Source organism: Ruegeria sp. K5, assembly GCF_056531805.1.
The window spans coordinates 65,565-86,695 of sequence record NZ_JBQFML010000009.1 but is presented as its reverse complement, the minus strand read 5'-3'; the positions used below and the strand labels follow the sequence as shown (position 1 = coordinate 86,695).

The following is a 21,131-nucleotide window of genomic DNA, read 5'->3' as shown; positions in this document are numbered from 1 at the left end:
CCTCTCCCTTACCCAAGCCCGACGCGCAGACAGTCGTGGATGTGCAACAGGCCTTGCGCCTGACCACCTGCGTCCGGATCTGCCACAAAAAGCGAGGTGATCTTGCGGTCATTCATGATCGCCACGGCTTCTTCCGCCAGAGAGCCCGGCGCGATGGTCATCGGGTCTGCGGTCATGACCTCTTCGGTGGTCTTGTCCAGCAAGCCGTCCATGTTACGACGCAAGTCACCATCCGTGACGATGCCCAGCAAGCGGCCCGCGTCATCCGTGACACCAACGACACCAAAGCTTTTCTGGCTCATGACCAGCAATGCCTCGCCCATCGGTGTCCCGACTGAGACCACCGGCATATCCGTGTGCATAAGGTCGCGCACCTTGCTGAGTTGCGCACCCAGTTTGCCGCCCGGATGGAAATCACGGAAGTTCTCGGGTTTGAAATCGCGATATTTCATCAGCGCAATCGCCAGCGCATCGCCCATCGCCAGTGTCAGCGTGGTCGAGATCGAGGGTACCATGCCAAACCCGCAAGCCTCGCCCAGCGAGGGGATCAGAAGATGCACATCGGCCTGTTTCATCAGCGTGCTTTGGGGCTTGCTGGACAGACCGATCAGAGGGATGCCGAACCGACGTGTGTAAACAAGCAAGTTCGCCAGCTCAGGCGCCTCACCCGAATTCGAGATCGCCAGAACCACATCCCCCTTCGAGACCATGCCCAGATCGCCATGGCTCGCCTCGGCGGGATGGACGAAATGGGCGGGCGTGCCAGTGCTGGCCAGAGTTGCCGCGATCTTGTGCCCGATATGGCCGGATTTCCCGATCCCGCTGACGATCAGACGGCCCGTGGCCTGCAGGATCATCTGTACGGCTTCAGCGAAATGTTCATCAAAACTGTCGGCCAGCACGTCCAGCGCGCGGGCTTCATCGGTGACAACCTGACGGGCGGTTTTCAGAAAAGATTCAGTGTCAGTCATGAGTGTGCAAAAATATCCGTTTCGGGCCAGCCAGCGAGGTCAAGCTTCGCACGCATCGGCAGAAAATCAAAACAGGCCTGCGCCATCTCGGTGCGGCCTTCGCGGGCAAGTCGCCCATCCAGCGCCTCGCGCAACTGGTGCAGATACAGAACATCGGATGCAGCATATTCCAGCTGAGCGTCGGTCAGCGTTTCCGCCCCCCAGTCGCTCATCTGCTGTTGCTTCGAGATATCGACGCCGATCAACTCCTGACACAGGTTTTTCAGCCCATGCCGGTCGGTATAAGTGCGCACAAGGCGGCTGGCGATCTTGGTGCAATAGACCGGCGCGGCCAAAGCGCCGAACGCATGATACATCGCGGCAATGTCGAAACGCCCGAAATGAAACAGCTTCAGCACATCCGGATTTTCCAACATGGCGCACAGGTTCGGGGCCTCGGTCTGGCCTTTTTCGACCTGAACGATATGGCTGTTTCCATCCCCGCCGGACATCTGAATCACGCATAGGCGATCCCGATGCGGGTTCAGCCCCATGGTTTCACAATCAATGGCCACAATAGGCCCCAGATCCAGCCCGTCCGGCAGGTCGTTCTTATACAGGTGGTTCGCCACGGAAATGTCCTTTGTGCGGTCTCGACCCCGAGATAGGCGGTTTGGCCCACAAACTCAACGCCGTCCGTTTTCCTGGGTCTGCACGTCTTGTTATCCGCCTGAATTGCTGGATAGTCTGCCCTTATGGCAAACCAAACAAAGTGGCTGTGTTCCAAGGTCACCACGAACCGTCTCTGATCCATGTTCAGTATCCTGCAAAACCGCACCTATCGCCACCTTCTGGCGGCGCAAGTTGTTGCGCTGACGGGAACCGGGCTGGCAACGATTGCCTTGGGGTTGCTGGCTTATGATCTGGCCGGAGACGCCGCCGGGCTGGTTTTGGGTACTGCCCTGACCATCAAGATGGTGGCCTATGTTGTCGTGGCCCCGCTGGCCGCCGCCATTGCCGAACAGATCGACCGACGCAAGATGCTGGTGGTTCTGGACCTGGTCCGCGCCGCCGTTGCCCTCTGCCTGCCCTTCGTCTCCGAGATCTGGCAGGTCTATGTTCTGATTTTCGTCCTGCAATCGGCCTCTGCCGGGTTCACACCCACGTTTCAGGCCACGATCCCGGATGTTCTGACGGATGAGCGGGACTATACCTGCGCTTTGTCGCTGTCGCGGCTGGCTTACGATCTGGAAAGCCTGCTCAGCCCGATGCTGGCGGCCCTTCTGCTGCTGTTCGTCAGCTTTGACACCCTGTTTCTGGGCACCGGCCTTGGGTTTGTCGCCTCGGCCCTTCTGGTGGTGTCAGTCATATTGCCTTCGCCCAAACCGTCCGGGCGCACCGGCATCTACGACCGAACCACGCGGGGCATTCGTCTGTACCTGTCCACGACACGCTTGCGCGGCCTACTGGCGCTCAGCTGGTGCGCCGCCGCGCTCAGTTCGATGGTTATTGTGAACACCGTGGTGCTGGTGCGGTCCGATCTGGGACTGTCCGAAAGCGCAGTGGCCATTGCGCTGGCTGGCTTTGGCGGCGGGTCCATGCTGGCCGCGTTTGCCTTGCCCCCGCTGTTGGACCGGTTTCCGGATCGCCGCGTCATGCTAAGCGGCTCGACCATCGCAACATCGACCATGGCAGCGGCAGCCTTTGTTTCGATGTCAGACCTTTTGTCTTTGCCTGCCCTGACCACGCTTTGGGCCATCGCGGGCTTTGGATATTCGATGACCCTGACCCCCTCGGGCCGCTTATTGACCCGGTCTGCCGGCCCCGAGGATCGACCCGCCCTCTTTGCCGCACAATTCACCCTGTCGCACGCGTGCTGGCTGGTACTGTACCCAATGGCGGGCTGGTTGATGACCCGGTACGGCGCGACCACCGCATTGACGGGCATGACTTGCGCTGCCGTGCTGGGCCTGACGACTGCACTGATGATCTGGCCCCGGTCCGGCACCGCGCCAGCGACGCATAAACCTTGAGCGTCGCCATCGATTTGCTTTAAACCTGAGCGACCGCCTGCCGGAGACCCTATGGATCAGCTTGATCGCCATATCATCGCCGCCCTGCAACATAACGCGCGTGAATCGACCACAAATATCGCCGCCAAACTGGGCGTGGCGCGCACAACTGTGCACGAGCGGATCAAACGCATGGAAGACCGCGGCGTGATCGCAGGCTATTCGGTCATTCTGAACGCGCCCGAGGATGCGCCTCGTGTGCAGGTTGTTGTGCTGCTCGAAGTGCAGCAGAAGGAAACCACCCGCATCATCAAACGGCTGGAAACCTACCCCGAGGTCAAACGCTGCCTGTCGATCAATGGCGAGTTCGACCTGCTGCTTTCCGCCGAGGCCCCAAGGATCGAGGATCTGGATATTCTGGTCGATGATCTGGCCAAAATCCCCGGCGTGCTGCGCACCAATACCAGCGTCGTGTTCGGTCGGCGGATCGACCGAAAATGAACAGGCGATAACGCGCTGTAAACCAATGCGCGGCTAGCGTGACCGGGACAGATCAGAATCCCGGACCGGCAGAATGCCCTTTCGTATAGTCGCGTTTTTTGTTTCCCTGATGCAGGTGTGGTTGGCACAGGCGGCGTTTGCCATGTCGGACGCGCGCACCGGCGATGTCTGCGATCAGGCCGCCCGCCGTGCCGCGCAGTCCGAAGATGTGCCGCTGGATGTATTGCGCGCCATAACGCGCGTTGAAACCGGGCGCACGCAGGGCGGGCATTTCATTCCCTGGCCGTGGACCATCAATGTCGAAGGGCACGGGTTCTGGTTCAACTCGGAAATCGAGGCCAAATCTTACGTGTTCGACATTTTCAAAGCGGGCAAGCGCAGCTTTGATGTCGGATGTTTCCAGATCAACTATCGCTGGCACGGCAAGGCGTTCCGATCTATCGACGCAATGTTCGACCCGGATGAAAACGCCACCTATGCGGCCCGGTTCCTGAAGGATTTGCACGCCGAGCTCGGCTCATGGTCCGCCGCCGCCGGGGCCTATCATTCCCGCACGCCCGAGCTGGCAAACGCCTATCAGGGCCGGTTCCAGACCGTCCTGGCGCAACTTGGCACCGCGCCTGAAACACAAACAGCCTTTGTGTCGCGTGACCCGTTCACCGGTTCCGCCGCCCCGCTGATCCCGCTGCAACCGACCCAGACCCCTCGGGGGTCGCTGGGCTCTCTGGTGCCTACCGGCGGGTCCGCCACCGCCTTTATCGCCTTCAATTAGGAGCGTTTCGTGCCCAAGATCGACGTCCGATCCCTGTTCTCGCCCACCGTATTGCTGGCGCTAGCACTGATGACCATCATCGTGATGATGATCTTGCCGATGCCCGCCTGGGTGCTGGATGTGGGGCTGGCCGCGTCTTTTGCGCTGGCCATTCTGATCTTTACCCTGACCCTGTTTATCGAGCGTCCGCTGGATTTCTCGTCCTTCCCGACGATCCTGCTTGCGTCGCTGATGTTGCGCCTGTCGCTGAACGTATCCTCGACCAAGCTGATCATCGGTCAGGGCCATACCGGCCCCAATGCCGCCGGGGATGTGATCGAAGGGTTCGCCAATTTTGTCATGGGCGGCAGTATCTTTCTGGGGCTGGTGGTGTTCGGCGTGCTGCTGATCGTGAACTTCATGGTCATCACCAAAGGCGCTGCCCGCATGGCCGAGGTCGGCGCGCGCTTTGCGCTGGACGGGATGCCCGGCAAGCAGCTGGCCATCGACAGCGACATGTCCGCCGGGGCCATCGACCACCAGCAGGCCAAGGAACGGCGCGAGCGGGAACAGCAGGAAACCACCTTTTTCGGCTCGCTGGATGGCGCGTCCAAATTCGTCAAGGGTGACGCGATTGCCGGGTTGCTGATCACGCTTTTGAACCTTGTTATGGGTCTGGTGATGGGCGTGATCGTGCACGGCATGCCGGTCGCCTCGGCGTTTGAGACCTATGCCATCCTGACTGTCGGAGATGGTCTGGTTTCGCAGATTCCAGCCGTGATCATTTCGATTGCCTCGGCGTTGCTATTGGCGCGGGGCGGCACGCAAGGGGCAACCGACAACGCCATCTTCTCGCAACTGGGTAAACACCCCGCCGCGCTGGCAACCGTGGCCGTTCTGATGGTCCTGTTTGCTCTGGTGCCGGGCCTGCCGTTTTTGCCTTTCATTCTGGGGGCCGGCGTTCTGGGCTATGCCGCCTATCACGTCCACCGCACCCAAAAAGCCGCCGCGCTGGAACCCGAAACCCCATCGTCCGAGGTGGATGCACCCGTGTCTCAGGCCATCGGAGACATCCTGGATCTGGACGACGTACATCTGGAGTTTGCGCCCGATCTGGTCAGCATGGTGTTGAACCAGGGCACCGGGCTGGATGCGCGGATTGCCAATATGCGGACCTATGTCGCCTCGACCTTTGGTCTGATCCTGCCCGAGATTCGCCTGACCGACCGCGCCGACCTGCCAACCGGCACATATGTGATCAAGGTTCAGGGGGTAGAACAGGCGCGCGGGGTCCTGAACCCCGATCTGGTTCTGGCGCTGGTGCAGGACGGCTTTGACCTGCTGCCCGACGGCAACGACGTGACCGAGCCTGTTTACGGCGCGCCTGCCCGCTGGATTCTGCCCAAAGATCAGGAGGATGCAGCGCTGAGCGGGGCCACCATCGTCTCACCGCCTGAGATTCTGGCGACCCATCTGCTGGAGATCATAAAACAGAACTTCCCGCGCCTGCTGACGCTGAAATCCCTGCGCCGTCTGCTGTCCGAGATGACCCGCCTTAGCGATCCGGTCCGGGCCGAGGCCAACCGCAAGCTGCTGGACGAATTGATCCCCGACAAAGTTCCTATCGACACGCTGCACGCCGTCCTGCGCCTGCTGCTGGACGAACGCGTCTCGATCAGAAACATGGCCCTGATCCTGGAAAGCGTGGCCGAGGCGCGGATGACCACCACCCAGCCCGAAGGGATTTGCGAGATCGTCCGCCAAAGGCTTGGCTTCCAACTGGTCGCCGAGATGAAACGAGAGGACGGATCGATCCCGCTGATCCAACTTGCCCCGGAATGGGAGGATACGTTCGCCACCTACCAGATCGACGCCCCCAATGCCGGGCTGGATGTCGCGCTGCCGCCCAACCTGTTCAACAAACTGGCAGATGGCGTCGTGACCAGCGTGGCGAAATCGGCAGATAGCGGGCTGTTCCCGGCCATCGTCACCTCGACCCGCCGCCGCCGGTTGCTGCGCACGATCATGCAGGCGCGGGGCGTCGCCAACCCGGTCCTGTCGTTCGAAGAGATCGGGCTTGAGGCACGGCCGTCACTGGTCGGAACGGTTCCCGCGTGATCGCCCTGCCCCCGGAACTGCTGAACCAGATCGGCGTCAGCGTTTGGCATCTATTCGCCGTGTTTCTGCGTGTCTCGGCCTTTGTGTCGCTGCTGCCCGCGTTCGGCGAGCGCAGCATCCCGGTGCGCGTCAAACTGGGTCTTTCGATGGCCTTCACCCTGATAATCGCGCCCGCAATTGGCGCAGCTGAGCTGGCCGCCGGTTTCCCGCAGATGGTCCGGCTGGTGGGGACAGAGGTGTTGATCGGGATGGCCCTCGGCATTGGGTTACGATTGTTTGTGCTGGCCCTGCAAACCGCTGGGTCCATTGCAGCACAATCGACCTCGCTGTCGCAGCTTCTGGGCGGGGCCGCAGTCGATCCGATGCCAGCAATGGGGTATTTTCTGATGCTGGCCGGTCTGACGCTGGCCGTGATCATGGGACTGCACATCCGGGCCGCGCAATTTCTGATCCACAGCTACGCGATGTTCCCGATGGGGATGCTTCCGGCACCATCGGATCTGTCCCACTGGGGGGTGCAACAGATCGCGCACAGCTTCAGCCTGGCCTTTGCGCTGGCCACCCCGTTTGTGATCGCCTCGCTGATCTACAATCTGGCCCTTGGGGTGATCAACCGTGCCATGCCGCAGCTGATGGTGGCCTTCGTCGGCGCCCCTGCCATCACCTTTGCCGGGCTGTTCCTGCTGTTTGCCGGCGCACCGCTGATCCTGTCCGTCTGGTCAGACGCCCTGAACGCCTTCCTTCTCAACCCGACCGGGGAAAGGCCATGAGCGGACCTGACGACGACAGCGACAAATCCTTTGAACCCACCCCGCAAAAGCTGCAGAAAGCGCGCGAAAAGGGTGAGGTTGCGAAGTCCAGCGATCTGTCCGTGGTCGCGGGATATACCGGTCTGGTCATCGCGCTGCTGACGGCGGGGCAGCACACAGCCCAACATCTGGGCACGCTGTTTGTTGTGCTGATTGACCAGTCGGATGCGTTGTCTCAACTGGTCGCGACCGGGCCTGCTTCTGCGCCGGTTGCCGGGTTGCTTCGGGGCGCACTAGTGCCGGTCTCGATGCTTTTTGCACTGCCCGCCGCGGCGGTTTTGCTCAGTCTGATTGCCCAGCGCGCGCTGATCTTTGCACCCACCAAGCTGAAACCCAAGCTCTCGCGTATCTCGCTTGTGTCGAATGCAAAAAACAAATTCGGACGCGGCGGCCTGTTCGAATTTGCCAAGAGTTTTGCCAAGCTGCTGATCTATGGCACTTGCTTGGCCTTGTTCCTGAAGGCCAATCTGACCGAGATCATTTCGGCCAGCGCAGCACCTGCAAAATCGTCGATTCTGTTGATGATGAACCTGCTGTTTCGCTTTCTGTTCATCGTGATCGTCATTGCGCTGGCCATCGGTGTGATCGATTACCTTTGGCAATATGCCGAGCACATGCGCAAGAACCGCATGTCGCGCAAGGAAATCCAGGATGAGACCAAGGATGCCGAGGGCGATCCGCATGTCAAACAACAGCGCCGCCAACGTGCGCAGGACATTGCAACCAACCAGATGATGTCCGATGTGCCCAAGGCGGATGTGGTGATCGTCAACCCTACCCATTTCGCGGTCGCGCTTAAATGGTCCCGCGCCGCAGGTGCCGCCCCTGTCTGCGTTGCCAAGGGCGTGGATGAGGTGGCGGCGGCCATCCGATCCGCCGCCAGCGAGGGCGGGGTCCCGATCCACTCGGATCCGCCAACTGCACGCGCGCTGCACGCGACCGTCGAGATCGGTCAGGAAATCGCCGAAGAGCACTACCGCCCGGTCGCCGCCGCAATTCGATTTGCCGAGGCGATGCGCAAACGTGCAAAAGGTCAGATCAGATGAACCGAAAAAAAATGTCCGACCTGCAACGCGCCACTGATGCCGTGTATCAGAAAAACTATCAGACCCTGCGCCCGGTGATCGAGGCCGAAGCCCGCGTACAGCAGCAGCTTGCATCGCTGAACACACAGGTTGCAGAGGTGCGGCGCGACAGTGCCTCGGCCGAAGGGTATCAGGTCACCGGGACGGATATTCTGTGGAACGGGTGGGAATCCGCAACCCGTCGCCAGTTGAACACCGACCTCGCCCGTCTGCGGGCGCAGAAACTAGCCGCGATCGAACAACTTCGGGCGGCGTTCGGACGGCAACAGGCGATCCGTTCAATCTCCGACCAGCTTCGACAAGAACATCGGCTGGCTCAGGCCAGAAAACAGTCAAATCAACAGTAGCCCCCGGGGCCCAATCGGATCGGGCCGGAGGTTCTTGGGTTCAGGTATCTTGCCGGTTCACGCTCATGATCAGAACTTGAGATACATCCGCACCAAGGTCCTTCTGTGCCACTTCCAGCAGCGCCTTGCGCAGGACGGTCAGGGTGTCCGATTCCGTGAAGATACCGTCAAAGCCGCCAGTATTGGCGTGATCGAACAGAACCTGCAAAAACCCGTCCCTCAGTTTCGGCTCGATGGCATAGAAGGTTTCGGTGATGGCAGGGTTCGCCTCAAGGCTTAGCGACATCGTCACCATGGCCGAGATCTGATCATCTTTCACCACCGGCACGACAAATTGCTTGGTCAGTTTCAGATACTCAAAACCACCCGCCTTGTCCCCTTTGTCGGATTTCTTATCGGCCTTTTGTTCTTTGGCCTCTGTCTTCTTTTCGTCCTTCGCATCAGACGCAACCTCAGGCGGTTTTTCAGGGGTCAGGAATTTCGCAGCACCAATACCGGCACCCAGACCAACCAACAGGAAAACGACTGGCAGCAACAGCTTCATCATGTGCGCACCTCAATACGGTAGAATCGAGTCGAGGATCTGCTGGCCAAGGCGCGGCTGCTGGACATCGGTGATTTGCCCGCGCCCACCGTAAGACACCCGCGCCGAGGCGATCTTGTCATACGTAATCTCATTCTTGCGCGAGATATCCTGCGGGCGGACGTAGCCGGCAACCAAAAGCTCTCGCAATTCGAAGTTCACGCGCAGTTCTTGTGAACCCGAGATCGAAAGAACCCCGTTTGGCAACACGTCCAGCACCGTGGCCGCGACCCGCAAAGTCAGCTTTTCGTTGCGCCGCACCGACCCCCGGCCCGAGCTTGAGGAATCCGACTCGATCCCGACTGCATCGTCCAGGGTCGCCCCCTCGGGCAGATGTTCTTCGGCCCGTTGCGGCAGCCCGAACAGGTTAGGGATCTCAAGGCTTTCCGAACCGGAGCGGGACCGGCTGGTGTTGTTGGAAAACTCGGCCTCTTCGTCCAGTTCGATCACAACGGTCAGAATATCGCCTTTCTTGATCGCCCGCTGATCGCCCAGCAGGGATTGCTGCCCGCCGCTCCATAGCGAGGATCTGTCGACCACCCGTTGCGTCTGTGTGTGAAGGGGCAGGCCCGGCCAAAGCATTGCCACCTGTTCCGGTGACTCCTCGTTCGGGGTGAAGCTTGGCGGTTTGCCCAGATGATCCAATCGACCGCAGGCGGAAAGCGCAAAGATCGTCAGCAGAAGGGGTTTTGACAGTCCAGTCATTATTTCACCTCGATTTGTCCGTCGGGCCGGATCAGGCCGGTGACCGTTGTGCGGGAGGACAGGTTCATGACGCGGATACGCTCACCCACCGCGCCGCGCCCCAGCGCCCGGCCTTCGGTGGAGATCGACAGGGGTTGGCGGTTGAACACCAAAACAACCAGATCATTGCGATCCACAATGGCAGGCGGGCCGACATCCACCGCGCGTACGGGGCGACCGGGATAAAGGGCGACGCGTGCCTCTAGCCCGATCAACGCGCCCGGATCACTGATGGCGCCGGGCAAATCCGTCGCTTTCAGTTCAAGGTCCGCAGCCGAGATCACCTCTTTCGCGCGGATCGTGCGGGTCGGGACCACGATATCCGCCAATGCAGCCAGGGGCGCGACCATCAAGCATATCAGAAGCACCAACCGCATCACCGCACCTGCGTTGTCGCGCCCATCATCTGATCGACGGCGGTGATAACCTTGGCATTCATCTCATAGCCACGTTGCGCCTCGATCAACTCAGTCACTTCGCGCACGGCATCGACCGAGCTGTCTTCCAGATAGCCTTGTCGCAGCGTGCCCAACCCGTCTTCGCCGGGCAGGCCCAGGATCGGCGCGCCCGAGGCTTCGGTTTCGCGGAACAGGTTGCTGCCGATTGCCTCAAGGCCCTTGGCGTTCGAGAAGCTGGCCAGCGAGAATTCACCCAGCAATTGCCCTTCGGGCGTGTCGTCAAAATAGGCATAAACCTCGCCCGAGGCGTTGATCGAGATTGACCGGGCATCATCCGGGATTGTGATCTCTGGGGCCACGGCAAAGCCGTCCGAGGTCACGATCAGACCTTCAGCCGAGCGTTTCAGGCTGCCATCGCGCGTATAGGCGGACTGACCGTTGGGTAGCGCCACCTCCAGATAACCACGGCCTTCGATGGCCACGTCCAGATCGCTGCCGGTGGCCGACAGCGCACCCTGTGCCAGTTGCACCGTGACGGCAGCGGGCCGGACGCCAAGGCCCAGTTGGATACCGGTCGGCAACACGGTTCCGTCCGATGCGTTGACCGCACCCGCGCGGGCCATCTGCTGATAGTGCAGATCGGCAAACTCCGCACGGCGGGCGTTGTAACCGGTGGTGTTCATGTTCGCGAGGTTGTTCGAGATCGTCTCAACCCGCATCTGCTGCGCCGTCATACCTGTGGCTGCGATTTTCAAAGCACGCATTTCAAAATCTCCTTGTTCAGATCAGCGCATCAGCGCGTCGAGGGCCCCGCGCACGCGCTCATCTTCGGTTTCCAGAAAGCTTTGGCCCAACTCATAGGCGCGCTGGATTTCGACCAGACGCGTGACCTGCTGGATTGCATTGACGTTCGAGCCCTCGAGGAACCGATGCACGACAACGGGTTCATCAACGGCGTCGATCCCGCCATCAGCCCGGAACCGCGTATTGCCCTCGCGGACCAGAGTCTCGGGGTCTTCCACCCGATAGACGCCGATCTGGCCCAGAAGCTGCCCCTCGACACTCAGCGTGCCGTCTGCACCAACGTCGATCGAGGCCGCATCAGGCGGGATGAAAACAGGCGAGCCGTTGCTGTCCAGAACACGCGCGCCATCCATCGCCACCAGATCACCCTGCGCGTTTGGGGTGAAACTGCCCGCCCGCGTCAGGCGATTGCCCTCGGGGGTTTCAACCATGAAGAACCCCTCGCCTTCGATGGCAAAATCGAACTGCCCGCCAGTCTCGGTCAGAACGCCCTGTTGCAGGGACGTATTGCGCGCCTCGGCCCGGCTCATCGACAGGGACGGATTGCCCGGCATGTCGCGCACGAATTCCGAGAACACCAACCCTTGTGCGCGGTAGCCGGTGGTATTGGCATTGGCGATATTGTTCGCTACCAGCCGCATTTCGTTCATCAGCCCGGATTGACGGGACAGGGTGACATAGGCGGTATCCATCAGCGACCTCCTGCGATCAGCGGCACCAGAGTGCCTGTGAAAAACGTGACAAGCGTCTGGGTCATGAAGCCCATCGAAATCCAGAACACGACGACAATGGCGATCAGTTTGGGAACGAAGGTCAACGTCATCTCCTGCACCGAGGTCAGTGCCTGGAACAGGCCGACGATCAGACCGGACACCAGCGCCACGGCCAGAATCGGGACCGAGGTGATCACCGCGACCCACAGCGCCTGACGCACGATGTCGTAGAACAGACCTTCGCTCAGCATCGTTCAGACCGGCATCCGCAGGATTTCCTGATAGGCTTCGACCACCTTGTTGCGCACGATAACGGCGGTTTCGACGGCCAGTTCGGTCTGCGCCAGTGCCTGCACCAAGGCATGCGGATCAGCCTGTCCGGTCATCGCGGCCTGAGACATTTGCTCGCTGTGTTTCAGCGTTGCCGCAAAGTCCTGAAACGTCGCGCGCATTCCCTGCGCCATGCCGGCATGATCCGGGTCGGCCTGCGTTGCGGGGCGCGCGCCAGCATAGTTCTGTGCGGCGGTAAGTGATCGGATATCCATTCTGGCGTTCCTTTATTTCCGGAGTAATTCCATCAGCGACGACGACATTTTGCGCGTCTGGTCGAACATCTTGAGATTGGCCTCGTAACTGCGCTGCGCCTCGCGCGCGTCGGCGATCTCGATCATCAGATCGACATTCGAGCCCAGATAATGACCGCTTTCATCCGCCATCGGATGGCTGGGGTCGTGAACGCGCTGCAAATCGCGGCGATCCAGTTGCACGCGCCCGGCCTGCACCATCTCCTTGCCGTCCTTCTGCACCGTCTCGAACGGGACCGTTTTGCGCCGGTAGCCGGGCGTATCCGCGTTCGAGATATTCTCGGACACATGACGCAGCCGGGCCGCCTGCGCCCGCAGGGCACTGGCCGACGCAGTAAGAGAGTGGGAAAAATCGCTCATCTCCGATTAACCCCGACCCAAACTGGTGCGCAGAATGCCCATCGAGGACTTGTAGATCGTCAGCGCCCGATCATGCTGCCGTTTGACGTCAACCGCTTTCAGCATTTCCTCTTCCAGCGACACACCGTTGCCGTTGGGATCCCCTTTCGGCTCGGCAGTGTATTCAGCCCAGTTTTGCCCGGACATGCCGCCGTTCAGATGCCCCTGCCGGGTGGCCGTCATTTCGGCCCCGGACCCGGTGTTTTCGAATGCTGTTTGAAAGGCTTCGATATCGCGCGGCTGATAGCCCGGCGTATCTGCGTTGGCCATGTTGCGCGCGATGACGGCCTGCCGTTGCCCGGCATGGGTTGCCATTGCGTACGCTGTCTTAAAGACGTTCAGGTCATAGAACATCGGGGCTTCTCCCTCGATCAATTTCAATCAAGGCTTAACCCCGATTCCTTTAGAAACAGTTTTCAGAACTCAGTTGGAGAACCCACGATGTCAGATCTCGACCCGATGCTTCTGAAATGCGAATTCGACCGGATGGCCGCGACACGACATGTCGGGCTGGTGTCTGGGGTCGCGCAGGGCGTCATAGAAATCAGCGGTTTGACCCGACAGGCACGAATCGGGGATCTGCTGACGCTGAAACGTCGATCCGGCCCCGATCTGACGGGTGAGGTGCTGCATGTGGGCTCCGATCATATTCACATGATGCCCGGCGGCGCACCGGATGGGGTCAGCCTTGGGGACCGAGTGATTCTGAACCCCTCACCCGGATTTGCGCCGGGGATGCATTGGCTGGGGCGGGTGATCGATCCGTTTGGTGCCCCGCTTGATGGCAAACCGCTGCTGGGCGGACCGCAGGAGAGGGACATCGTGCAAGCCCCGCCCCCGGCCGTAAATCGCAAGCCACTTGGCGCACGGATGGCGACCGGTCTGGCGGCGCTCAATACCATGCTGCCGATTGTGCGTGGGCAGCGGGTCGGATTGTTTGCGGGTTCGGGTGTCGGGAAATCCACCCTGTTGGCAACGATGGCGCGGTCGATGCAGGCTGACGTGGTCGTCGTGGCACTGGTGGGCGAGCGCGGGCGCGAAGTGAATGAGTTTGTCACCCATGCCCTAGGGCCCGAGGCCATGAAACGTGCAGTCGTTGTGGCGGCCACTTCGGACCAATCCGCATTGGCGCGACGGCGTTGCGCGTGGTCTGCCATGTCCGTGGCCGAATACATGCGCGATCAGGGTCTGAACGTCCTGTTTCTGGCCGATTCCGTCACCCGCTTTGCCGAGGCGCATCGGGAAATTGCCGTTGCGATGGGTGAGGCCCCCTCGCTGCGCGGCTTCCCACCATCGGTCACGCCGCTGATTTCAAAGCTGTGCGAACGCGCCGGGCCGGGCACGCATGAACAGGGCGACATTACTGCGGTGTTCAGCGTTCTGGTCGCCGGATCGGATATGGACGAACCCATCGCCGACATCCTGCGCGGCGTGCTGGACGGCCATATCGTGCTGAGCCGCGAGATCGCCGAACGCGGCCGCTTTCCGGCGATTGACCTCAGCCGGTCGGTTTCGCGCAGTCTGCCGGGGGCGGCGACCGAGGCCGAGAATCAGATGATCGCCGAGGCCCGGAAACTGGTCGGCAGCTATGAGCAATCCGAGGTGATGATCAAAGCCGGGCTTTATACCGAAGGCTCTGATCCCCTGCTGGATCAGGCGGTCCGGGTACATGACGATCTGGATGGTTTCTTTGGTAAAACCGACCCGGAAGGGATTGAAAACAGCTTCAACCGCCTGTCCCTGATCCTGCGTCGGGCGTCTGCTGGGCTGCCAAGGTAAGGTGAACTCTGTACAGTTTTAAGTGTTAAGCCCACCTTAAGACCTGCGCTGCTACCCCTGAGCTTGGGTGATAAAAAGGTGGTGGAGATGGGTGCGCAGAGCAATGCGGCGCCAATCATCATCAAGAAGAAGCGTGTGTCAGGTGGCGATGGCCATCACGGTGGCGCGTGGAAGGTCGCGTATGCGGACTTTGTCACGGCCATGATGGCCTTCTTCATGTTGATGTGGCTGCTGAACGCAACGACCGAAACGCAACGCAAGGGGCTGGCGGATTACTTCTCGCCGACGATCCCGATCAGCCCCGATTCCGGCGGCGGTGACGGGGCCTTTGGCGGCGACAGCATGTTTTCGGAAAACACTCTGGTCTCGGACGGCAAGGGTGCGACCAACCGCTTTCCGACCGAAGCGCACAAGGCGCGCGGGACAACCGGCCTGGACGCGGATGGCGGCGGCAAAGGGGCGCAGCAGGATTTCTCGACGCTCGAGGCGCAGTTGCTGGGGCGTACCGGAGAAAGCGCGGTGTCGGACAAGCTGCTCAAGCACATTGTCACCCGCGTCACCGACGAAGGCCTGATTGTCGAGTTGTTCGATACCGAGGATCAGCCGCTGTTCGAATCGGGCTCGGATACACCGACGCCGATCCTGCGGGCTTTGAGTTTGCTCATCGCACGCGCCTCGGATCTGGTTACGAATTCCGTTGCCGTGGAGGGTCATGTCGGCGCTTCGCCCGTCGTGCTGGCGCGTAATCCTGCCTGGGATCTGTCGACCTCGCGCGCGCAGGCGGTGCGTCAGATGCTGCAGGACAAAGGCGTTGTGGCACAGCGACTTGATCGGGTCACGGGACATGCCGATCGCAAGCTGCACAGTGACAACCCGATGGCCCCGCGCAACAACCGGATCGAGGTGATCTTTCTGCGCGCCCCCTAAAGGTAGGGCGCATTTTACCTGTTAGCGCGCTGTTAAGGGGCAGTGCGTTAGCTGTTGCATCAACGATTGACGCAACAGAAGGGCGTGCCGATGACAATTTCCTCTTCGCTGAATGCCGGTGTGGCGGCGCTGAGGGCCAATGCCAACAGGCTGGCCACCATATCCGACAATATCGCGAACTCTTCGACCTTCGGCTACAAACGGGTCGAGACGGATTTTCATTCGATGGTTACGTCCGGTCAGGGCGGCAGCTATTCCGCCGGCGGCGTCAGGACCACCAGCCAACGGCTGATCGATCAGCGTGGCTCGCTGGTGACGACCAACAATTCGACCGATCTGGCGGTGCGGGGGCGGGGAATGATCCCTGTGCGCCCAAGTTCGCAGATCGCGGGCGGATCGAACGAGATGCTGCTGACCACAACCGGGTCGTTCCGCACTAATGACGAAGGGTATCTTGTGACCGAAAGCGGCCTGGTGCTGCTGGGCTGGCGCGCGAATCCCGATGGGTCGATCCCAGCCGTGCCGCGCGACACCCCCGCCGCGCTTGAGCCCGTGCAGCTGAGCGTCAATCAGCTGTCCGGCGCACCAACGACGCAGATGAACCTGCGCATGAACCTGCCTGCAACAGCGACCGATGCGGGTGCGCCCGGTGACGTGCAGCCCTTGTCGGTCGAATATTTCGACAATCTGGGCAAATCCGAAAGCGTCGATATTGAGCTGGTGCCGACGGTACCGGCCACCGGGTCCAGCAATGAATGGACGATGGTCCTGCGCGATTCGGCCTCGGGTGGCGCGGTGATCGGAGAGTACACGCTGACCTTCACCGACAGCCGCACCGCCGGGGGAACCCTCGCCAGCGTGACGACCGTTTCGGGCGGGGCCTATGATCCGACTACGGGCAGCGTTGTCGTCAACGTCGCAGGTGGCCCGATGGAGGTGAATATCGGCCAGATCGGCGACGCCGATGGTATTACGCAGCTGTCCGATACCTTTGCACCGGTTTCGATCACGCGCGATGGCTCGGCTGTGGGCACCATGACCAGCGTCGAAGTGGATGAAAACGGCTATGTCTTTGCGTTCTACGATACAGGTGTCAGCCGCCGGATGTTCCAGATCCCGCTGGCGGACGTTCCAAATCCCAACGGCCTGACCGCGCTGGACAGCCAGACCTATGCCCCATCGCGCGACAGCGGCACGTTCTTCCTTTGGAATGCAGGCGAAGGCCCGACCGGCAACCTGATTTCCTTCGCGCGCGAGGAATCCACCACCGACGTCGCGACCGAGCTGACCTCACTGATCCAGACGCAGCGCGCCTATTCCTCGGGCGCGACCGTGATCCAGACGGTGGATGAGATGTTGCAGGAAACCACGAATATCAAACGGTAATCCGGGTTTCGGTCACGGGAAAGGTATGGCCTCATGAATATGTCGACAGCTTTGAACAATGCCTTGGGCGGGCTGACCGCAGCCAGTCGAGGGGCTGCCGTTGTGTCCGGCAATATCGCCAATGCCCTGACGCCCGGTTACGCGCGCCGGTCTCTGGAACTGACAACCAGTCCGATCTCGGGCCATGGCGTGCGCGCCGCCGGTGTGATCCGTCACGAGAACCCCGTTCTGACCGCCAACCGACGCGCCACGGACGCCGATCTGTCGCAGCAAACGGCGCTTGCGGCGTTCCATACTCAGTTCGAACGCCTTGTGGGAACACCGGATGAGGCAACATCGCTGGCCGCCCGTTTGTCTGCCTTTGACAGCAGCCTGATAACGGCGGCCAGCCTGCCGGACTCGGCGCAGCGTCTGGATCAGGCCGCCCGTGCCGGGGATGATCTGGCGCGCGAGCTCAACAGGGCCTCGGAAGGGGTGCGTCAGGCGCGATCGGATGCGGATCGCAGGATTGGCGCTCAGATCGACAGCCTGAATCAGACACTGCAGGACATCGAAGAGCTGAACGCCAAGATCCCCGCCATTCGCTATTCGGGTGGCGACATTGGCGCGTTGCTGGACCAGCGACAGGTGCTGATTGATCAGGTCAACGATCTGATCCCGGTGAACGTGATCCCGCGCGACAACGATCAGGTCTCGCTCTATTCCGATGGCGGGCTGATCCTGCTGGAAGGCAAGGCGGCAGAGTTCGCCTTTACCACCACGGGCGAGACAAAACCGCATATGACCGTGGCAAACGGGCTGCTCTCGGGGCTGGAAATGAACGGCAACCCGGTGCGCACCGGCGGTGACGCGGCGCAGATACGGGGCGGGGCCCTGGCGGCACAGTTTGCCATTCGGGATAATCTGGCCGTTGAGGCGCAGCTACATCTGGACACCGTCGCGCGCGACCTGATCGAACGGTATGAAACGCCGGGGCTGGACCCGACCGTAGCCGCATCCGATCCGGGCCTGTTCACCGATGATGGAAACCGGTTCGATGCAACGATGGTGACAGGGCTGGCCTCTCGCATATCATTGAACGCAATCGTGGACCCGGATGCAGGCGGCGACAGTTGGAGGCTGCACGCGGGTCTGGGGGCGGCAACACCGGGAAGCCCGGGCGATTCATCGCAATTGCAGGCCTTTGGCACCGTGCTGAATGACGCCCGGCCTGTTCCCGGCGCGTTGTTCGGAACCGGCAATATGCGTGCCGCCGAAGTGACCCAAGCACTGCTGTCCGAAGCTGGCGCAAACGCCCATCGCGCCGATCAGCGCCGCGCTTTCGCCAATGGCGCGCAGCAACAGATGGCGCAGATCGAGGCTGAACAAGGCGTTGATACCGATCAGGAACTGCAACGCCTGATGCAGATCGAACAGATCTATTCCGCAAATGCTCGGGTCATCACCGTCGTTGATGAGCTTATGGAAACACTGCTGAGGTTGTGAAAATGAACTTGACCGCTATCGGCGATCTGGCGCGCGGCATGACCCTGCGCACCCGCGCCACCGAAATCAAAACCCAGATCGAAACCCTGTCTTATGAGATGTCGACCGGCAAGGTGCAGGATACCTCGGGGCATCTGGGGGGCGATTATTCCCATCTTCTGGATCTGGATCGCAGCCTGGCCCGGCTGGACGCCTTCAAGATCGCCACGACCGAGGCCGGGCTATTCACGGATGTCATGCAGCAAAGCCTGAACACGTTTGATACGTCCTTGGCCGAGGTATCCGCCACGTTGCTGGCCTTTGGTACGGCCAATCAGACGGTCACGCACGAACAGGCCTCGGTTCAGGCCCGGAATGAGCTGGACACGATGATGTCGGCCTTGAACACACGGGTTGCCGGTCGCAGCCTGTACGCGGGCAATGCAACCGACGTCTCACCTTTGGCATCCGCCGAAACATTGCTGGCCGCGCTGGAAACCGAGCTTTCAGGGCTCACCACCATGACCGATATCCGCACCGCAGCCGAGGATTGGTTCAACGACCCCGCAGGGTTCGATGCCGTGATCTACCAAGGGTCGGACACGCCCCTTGCCGCCATGCAGATCTCCGAGAATGAACGGATCAATGTCCCAATCACCGCCACCGATCCAACGTTCAAGGCCGCGCTGCGGGATACGGCCCTGGCCGCACTGGCGTCCGAGGATGCGCTGGCCTGGTCGCCGACCCTGCGCACCAGCATGTTCACGCAGCTGGGTGTCGATCTGGCCAACGCCAAGGACGAAACGGTGAAACTCCGGGCCGAAGTGGGCGCGGCCGAGGCACGGGTGGAGCAGGCGGCCACGCGCAACGCCTCGGCGCGCGTCAGTCTGGAATACAGCCGCAACGCGTTGATCGAGGCAGACCCGTATGAAACGGCAGCGCAGTTGCAAACCGTGCAGTTCCAACTGGAAAGCCTCTATTCGGTCACTGTGCGCAACGCCAACCTGTCGCTGGTAAACTTCCTGAGATGAGAGTTCTTGTTTTCCTTCTGATACTGCTTCTGCCCGGTTTCGCCTCTGCCGGGGCAATCCGCCTGAAGGACCTGGTGGATTTCGACGGTGTGCGCGGCAACGATCTGGTTGGCTACGGTCTGGTTGTTGGTCTGAATGGCACCGGGGACGGTCTGCGCAACTCGCCCTTCACCGAAGAGATCATGTCGAACATCCTTGAACGGCTGGGCGTGAATGTCACGGGTGAGGATTTTCGGCCCAAGAATGTGGCCGCCGTGCTGGTGACCGCCAGCCTACCGCCCTTTGCCCGCGTCGGGGGGCAGATTGACGTCACCGTTTCTGCGATTGGCGATTCCAACAGTCTTTTGGGCGGCACCCTGATCATGACCCCTCTGAACGCGGCGGATGGTCAGATTTACGCCGTAGCGCAGGGCACGGTTCTGGCAGGCGGCGCCGTGGCGGAAGGCGATGCGGCATCTGTCGTGCAAGGGGTTCCAACCTCCGGCGTGATCCCATCGGGCGCACGGGTCGAGCGTGAGATTGACTTCGACCTTTCAACCCTGACCCAGATGCGCCTTGCCCTGCGTGAGCCGGATTTCACCACCGCCGGACGGATCGAGGCCGCCATCAACACGGAATTCAATCGCGCCGTGGCAATCATGCGCGACTCGGGGACGGTCGAGTTGAACATTGCGGCGACGCAATCTGTCTCAACCGCGCATGCCCTTGGTCGGATCGAAAACATCCTTGTCGAACCGGAAACCAAGGCGCGGGTTGTTGTCGATCAACGGTCCGGCACGATTGTCATGGGGCAGGAGGTTCGCATTTCGCGCGTGGCGGTGTCGCAGGGTAACCTGACCCTGACGGTCGAAGAGGCACCGATTGCCGTGCAACCCAACCCCTTCGCCCGAGGTGAAACTGTCGTGGTCCCGCGTACCGTTGCTGGCATCGAAGAAGAAGAGGGCACCGGTCTGGCCGAGATACCCGAAGCCACCACATTGTCCGAGGTCGTGGCCGGGCTGAACGCCCTTGGCGTCTCGCCCCGCGACATGATCGACATTCTGAAAACGATCAAGGCCGCCGGGGCGCTTCATGCCGAATTCATAGTACGCTGAGGTGGCCTATTTCGATTTCCAGCTGTCCAGCCAGCGGCGGAAGCCGTTGCGCCTTTCTTCGATCGCATCACCAGCGGCGTATAGGCTGTCCTCGACATTTTCCATCATCGGGTCGATGCGACGCTGGCGGAACCTGCGCCAGCGTACCCAGATCGCCCAGAGGAGGGCGAAGAAGACGGTCAGGAAAATGATGTTGAACCATGGGATCAGGCGCACATCCGGCCCGTCCACATGCTTGATGGAGACCGCATTGGGAAAGATCGACATGAACTCGTTCCGCCAACCGTAATGCGTGACCGCCACCCAATCCGGGTCCGCTTTATCAGATATCGCGTCATTCGCCTCGGTATACAGGTTTGCCGTGTCGAACTTGAAATAGGGCGGCCAGCCCCAGCTGGTATCCTCGTTCCGGTAGACAATCGGCTTGCCATTGGCGCGCACGGCCTGAATGAACTGCACATCGCGGTTCGACAGGCTGGTCGATTGATCATCCGGTTCGGACCAGAAGATACGGGTCCAGTCGTTCAGGTCCTGCCGCTCTTCGTATGTGTTCACAATCCGCACGATATCGCGCTGCGGCAGAGAGTATTGCAGGACCACCGCAATCGTGCCCCAGAAGATGATGATCAATGCCCATTTCAAATAGGCCATG

General features: G+C 60.9%; 25 protein-coding genes. 13 read left to right on the top strand and 12 right to left on the bottom strand.

Features of this window, described 5'->3' with window-relative positions:
- Positions 1–8 precede the first annotated feature (8 nt).
- Both ACR0MO_RS18610 and ACR0MO_RS18605 read right to left on the bottom strand, forming a co-directional pair.
- Positions 9–971, bottom strand: coding sequence for a KpsF/GutQ family sugar-phosphate isomerase (locus ACR0MO_RS18610; protein WP_170455802.1), 963 nt, complete (start codon positions 969–971; stop codon positions 9–11).
- Positions 968–1,582 carry a ribonuclease D gene (locus ACR0MO_RS18605; RefSeq protein ID WP_170455804.1) on the bottom strand — a complete coding sequence of 205 codons (615 nt, stop codon included), beginning with the start codon at positions 1,580–1,582 and terminating at the stop codon, positions 968–970. Before ACR0MO_RS18605 ends, ACR0MO_RS18610 begins: the two co-directional genes overlap by 4 nt.
- Positions 1,583–1,762: 180 nt before the next feature.
- On the opposite strand from ACR0MO_RS18605, the gene ACR0MO_RS18600 reads away from it, so the two are divergent.
- The 7 genes from ACR0MO_RS18600 (at position 1,763) to ACR0MO_RS18570 (ending at position 8,573) form a co-directional block, all read left to right on the top strand.
- Positions 1,763–2,983 carry an MFS transporter gene (locus ACR0MO_RS18600; protein ID WP_480892703.1) on the top strand — a complete coding sequence of 407 codons (1,221 nt, stop codon included), beginning with the start codon at positions 1,763–1,765 and terminating at the stop codon, positions 2,981–2,983.
- A gap of 51 nt (positions 2,984–3,034) precedes the next feature.
- The gene (locus ACR0MO_RS18595) at positions 3,035–3,463 is read left to right on the top strand and encodes an Lrp/AsnC family transcriptional regulator (protein ID WP_170455808.1); all 429 of its coding nucleotides are present in this window, start codon (positions 3,035–3,037) and stop codon (positions 3,461–3,463) included.
- 73 nt (positions 3,464–3,536) lie between these two features.
- Positions 3,537–4,235, top strand: a complete 699-nt coding sequence (locus ACR0MO_RS18590; RefSeq protein WP_480585964.1) for a transglycosylase SLT domain-containing protein — start codon at positions 3,537–3,539, stop codon at positions 4,233–4,235.
- 9 nt (positions 4,236–4,244) lie between these two features.
- Entirely contained in the window at positions 4,245–6,332 is a 2,088-nt protein-coding gene (gene flhA, locus ACR0MO_RS18585; protein ID WP_170455810.1) for a flagellar biosynthesis protein FlhA, read from the top strand.
- Entirely contained in the window at positions 6,329–7,102 is a 774-nt protein-coding gene (locus tag ACR0MO_RS18580) for a flagellar biosynthetic protein FliR (RefSeq protein ID WP_170455812.1), read from the top strand. The genes flhA and ACR0MO_RS18580 overlap by 4 nt, the downstream gene beginning before the upstream one ends.
- Complete coding sequence (flhB, locus tag ACR0MO_RS18575) at positions 7,099–8,187, top strand: flagellar type III secretion system protein FlhB (protein WP_170455814.1); 1,089 nt, start codon at positions 7,099–7,101, stop codon at positions 8,185–8,187. Before ACR0MO_RS18580 ends, flhB begins: the two co-directional genes overlap by 4 nt.
- Positions 8,184–8,573: a hypothetical protein gene (locus ACR0MO_RS18570; protein WP_480781876.1), complete on the top strand. Its 390-nt coding sequence runs from the start codon at positions 8,184–8,186 to the stop codon at positions 8,571–8,573. Before flhB ends, ACR0MO_RS18570 begins: the two co-directional genes overlap by 4 nt.
- Positions 8,574–8,613: 40 nt before the next feature.
- Here ACR0MO_RS18570 and ACR0MO_RS18565 read toward each other — a convergent pair whose 3' ends face one another.
- From ACR0MO_RS18565 to ACR0MO_RS18525, 9 genes are read right to left on the bottom strand one after another with little or no spacing between them, the layout of a single operon-like run.
- Positions 8,614–9,120 carry a flagellar basal body-associated FliL family protein gene (locus ACR0MO_RS18565; protein WP_170455818.1) on the bottom strand — a complete coding sequence of 169 codons (507 nt, stop codon included), beginning with the start codon at positions 9,118–9,120 and terminating at the stop codon, positions 8,614–8,616.
- A 9-nt stretch (positions 9,121–9,129) separates the two neighbouring features.
- Positions 9,130–9,861 carry a flagellar basal body L-ring protein FlgH gene (flgH, locus tag ACR0MO_RS18560; protein WP_170455820.1) on the bottom strand — a complete coding sequence of 244 codons (732 nt, stop codon included), beginning with the start codon at positions 9,859–9,861 and terminating at the stop codon, positions 9,130–9,132.
- Positions 9,861–10,277, bottom strand: a complete 417-nt coding sequence (gene flgA / locus ACR0MO_RS18555; protein WP_480627183.1) for a flagellar basal body P-ring formation chaperone FlgA — start codon at positions 10,275–10,277, stop codon at positions 9,861–9,863. The genes flgH and flgA overlap by 1 nt, the downstream gene beginning before the upstream one ends.
- Positions 10,277–11,062, bottom strand: a complete 786-nt coding sequence (flgG, locus tag ACR0MO_RS18550) for a flagellar basal-body rod protein FlgG (protein WP_170455824.1) — start codon at positions 11,060–11,062, stop codon at positions 10,277–10,279. The genes flgA and flgG overlap by 1 nt, the downstream gene beginning before the upstream one ends.
- A gap of 21 nt (positions 11,063–11,083) precedes the next feature.
- The gene (locus tag ACR0MO_RS18545) at positions 11,084–11,794 is read right to left on the bottom strand and encodes a flagellar hook-basal body complex protein (RefSeq protein ID WP_480627182.1); all 711 of its coding nucleotides are present in this window, start codon (positions 11,792–11,794) and stop codon (positions 11,084–11,086) included.
- A complete protein-coding gene (locus tag ACR0MO_RS18540) occupies positions 11,794–12,066 on the bottom strand; it encodes a flagellar biosynthetic protein FliQ (protein WP_170455828.1) in 273 nt (90 codons plus the stop codon). Before ACR0MO_RS18540 ends, ACR0MO_RS18545 begins: the two co-directional genes overlap by 1 nt.
- A gap of 3 nt (positions 12,067–12,069) precedes the next feature.
- Positions 12,070–12,360, bottom strand: a complete 291-nt coding sequence (fliE, locus tag ACR0MO_RS18535; protein WP_170455830.1) for a flagellar hook-basal body complex protein FliE — start codon at positions 12,358–12,360, stop codon at positions 12,070–12,072.
- Positions 12,361–12,372: 12 nt separating this feature from the next.
- Complete coding sequence (gene flgC, locus ACR0MO_RS18530; RefSeq protein ID WP_170455832.1) at positions 12,373–12,759, bottom strand: flagellar basal body rod protein FlgC; 387 nt, start codon at positions 12,757–12,759, stop codon at positions 12,373–12,375.
- Between the two features lie 6 nt (positions 12,760–12,765).
- A complete protein-coding gene (locus ACR0MO_RS18525; RefSeq protein ID WP_170455834.1) occupies positions 12,766–13,152 on the bottom strand; it encodes a FlgB family protein in 387 nt (128 codons plus the stop codon).
- An 87-nt stretch (positions 13,153–13,239) separates the two neighbouring features.
- On the opposite strand from ACR0MO_RS18525, the gene ACR0MO_RS18520 reads away from it, so the two are divergent.
- The 6 genes from ACR0MO_RS18520 (at position 13,240) to ACR0MO_RS18495 (ending at position 20,479) form a co-directional block, all read left to right on the top strand.
- Positions 13,240–14,577, top strand: coding sequence for a FliI/YscN family ATPase (locus tag ACR0MO_RS18520; RefSeq protein WP_480627181.1), 1,338 nt, complete (start codon positions 13,240–13,242; stop codon positions 14,575–14,577).
- 87 nt (positions 14,578–14,664) lie between these two features.
- On the top strand, positions 14,665–15,504 hold the full coding sequence (locus tag ACR0MO_RS18515) for a flagellar motor protein MotB (protein WP_170455838.1): 840 nt from the start codon (positions 14,665–14,667) through the stop codon (positions 15,502–15,504).
- 90 nt (positions 15,505–15,594) lie between these two features.
- Positions 15,595–16,890, top strand: a complete 1,296-nt coding sequence (locus ACR0MO_RS18510) for a flagellar hook-basal body complex protein (protein ID WP_170455840.1) — start codon at positions 15,595–15,597, stop codon at positions 16,888–16,890.
- Positions 16,891–16,923: 33 nt separating this feature from the next.
- On the top strand, positions 16,924–18,375 hold the full coding sequence (flgK, locus tag ACR0MO_RS18505; RefSeq protein ID WP_170738063.1) for a flagellar hook-associated protein FlgK: 1,452 nt from the start codon (positions 16,924–16,926) through the stop codon (positions 18,373–18,375).
- A 2-nt stretch (positions 18,376–18,377) separates the two neighbouring features.
- On the top strand, positions 18,378–19,385 hold the full coding sequence (locus tag ACR0MO_RS18500) for a flagellin (protein WP_170738062.1): 1,008 nt from the start codon (positions 18,378–18,380) through the stop codon (positions 19,383–19,385).
- On the top strand, positions 19,382–20,479 hold the full coding sequence (locus ACR0MO_RS18495) for a flagellar basal body P-ring protein FlgI (protein WP_170634505.1): 1,098 nt from the start codon (positions 19,382–19,384) through the stop codon (positions 20,477–20,479). The genes ACR0MO_RS18500 and ACR0MO_RS18495 overlap by 4 nt, the downstream gene beginning before the upstream one ends.
- Positions 20,480–20,485: 6 nt before the next feature.
- On the opposite strand, the gene ACR0MO_RS18490 is transcribed toward ACR0MO_RS18495, so the two are convergent.
- Positions 20,486–21,130 carry a DUF1523 family protein gene (locus tag ACR0MO_RS18490; RefSeq protein ID WP_170524247.1) on the bottom strand — a complete coding sequence of 215 codons (645 nt, stop codon included), beginning with the start codon at positions 21,128–21,130 and terminating at the stop codon, positions 20,486–20,488.
- Position 21,131: the final 1 nt, after the last annotated feature.